This window comes from Pseudomonas sp. P5_A2_2, from assembly GCF_054177685.1.
Genome location: NZ_JBGCUL010001098.1, coordinates 1 through 1,407, shown reverse-complemented (window position 1 = coordinate 1,407; position 1,407 = coordinate 1). Strand labels below are relative to the sequence as shown.

Genomic DNA, 1,407 nt, shown 5'->3' with positions numbered 1-1,407 from the left:
CGCCAAACGGAGCCGTCATCGGGCTTCTGGTCGCCCTTGACGAGCTTCATCATGCTGGACTTGCCAGTGCCGTTGCGGCCGATGATGCACACCCGCTCACCACGGGCGATCTGCCAGGACACCTTGTCCAACAACGGCATAGCGCCGAAAGCAAGGGACACATCGCTGAATTTGAGCAGGGTCATGAGCTTCTCCAAAAACCGGGCGCGCATTCTACCTGACTTGAGGCTTCAGAAGGCCGGCAATTTCACTCTCGCAGCACTCTGCATGACAAATGTTGCGAACTGATGCGGGAACACCCGCAAAGCTTTCACCGGCTGCTGGCAAAAGGCTAAGCTACAGACAATTCAGCGCGGGCCTGGCCCGCGCTTGTCATGATTTTCTCTGCCCGGACGTCTCATGCGCAGTCGCCTTTTCAATCTTTTATCTGCATTTTTACTGTCTGCCGCTGCCGTCCAATCCGCCCAGGCGGTGGACCTGTCCACCCAACGCCAGTATTACGATGAAGCCAAGCGCGCCCTGGCCAAGGGCGACAGTGGCCCGTATTTCCGTTACAGCCAGGCCCTCGCCGATTATCCGCTGGAACCTTACCTGGCGTACGACGAGCTGACCGCGCGCCTGAAAACCGCGAGCAACGCCGAAATCGAGAAGTTCCTCGCCGAACACGGCGACCTGCCCCAGGCCAACTGGATGAAGCTGCGCTGGTTGCGCTGGCAGGCGGATCGGGGTGACTGGGCGACCTTCGTCAAGTATTACGACCCGAAAATGAACTTCACCGAACTGGACTGCCTGAATGCGCAGTACCAGCTCAGCCACAATCTCAAGACCGAAGGTAACGCCAACGCCGAAAAACTCTGGCTGACCGGCAAATCCCAACCCGAAGCCTGTGACACGTTGTTCGGCATGTGGGCCGCCGAAGGTCAGTTGACCGAACAAAAACGCTGGGAGCGCACCAAACTCGCCGCCCAGGCGCGCAACTACCCGCTGGCCAACAGCCTGATCAACGGCATGACCAACCTCGCCCCTCGCGGTCGCTTGCTGGTGGACGTCGCGCAGAAACCGGAACTGCTCAACCAGTCGTCACGCTTCACCCCGGCCGACGAAGCCATGTCCGATGTGGTCAGCCTCGGCCTGCGCCGCCTGGCTCGCCAGGACCCGGACAAGGCCATGGACCTGCTCGACGGTTACGCCAGCAGCATGCACTTCTCCCGGGATGAAAAAGTGGCGATCGCCCGGGAAATCGGCCTGACCCTCGCACGACGTTTCGACAGTCGCGCACTGGATGTCATGACCAAATACGACCCCGAGCTGCGCGACAACACCGTTTCCGAGTGGCGCCTGCGCCTGCTCCTGCGCCTGGCGCGCTGGGACGATGCCTACCAGTTGACCCGCCGCCTGCCCCAGGAC

The 1,407-nt window shown here is 61.0% G+C and carries 1 protein-coding gene and 1 pseudogene; one reads left to right on the top strand and one right to left on the bottom strand.

All coding sequences use genetic code 11. The annotated features are described in order from the left end of the window. Positions 1-185 (bottom strand): ATP-binding cassette domain-containing protein (locus ACXRVY_RS29145; protein WP_458238976.1); only part of this gene is annotated, 185 nt, incomplete at its 3' end. 214 nt (positions 186-399) lie between these two features. On the opposite strand from ACXRVY_RS29145, the pseudogene ACXRVY_RS29140 reads away from it, so the two are divergent. Continuing rightward, positions 400-1,407 (top strand): annotated as a pseudogene (locus ACXRVY_RS29140) (lytic murein transglycosylase); the annotation flags it as partial.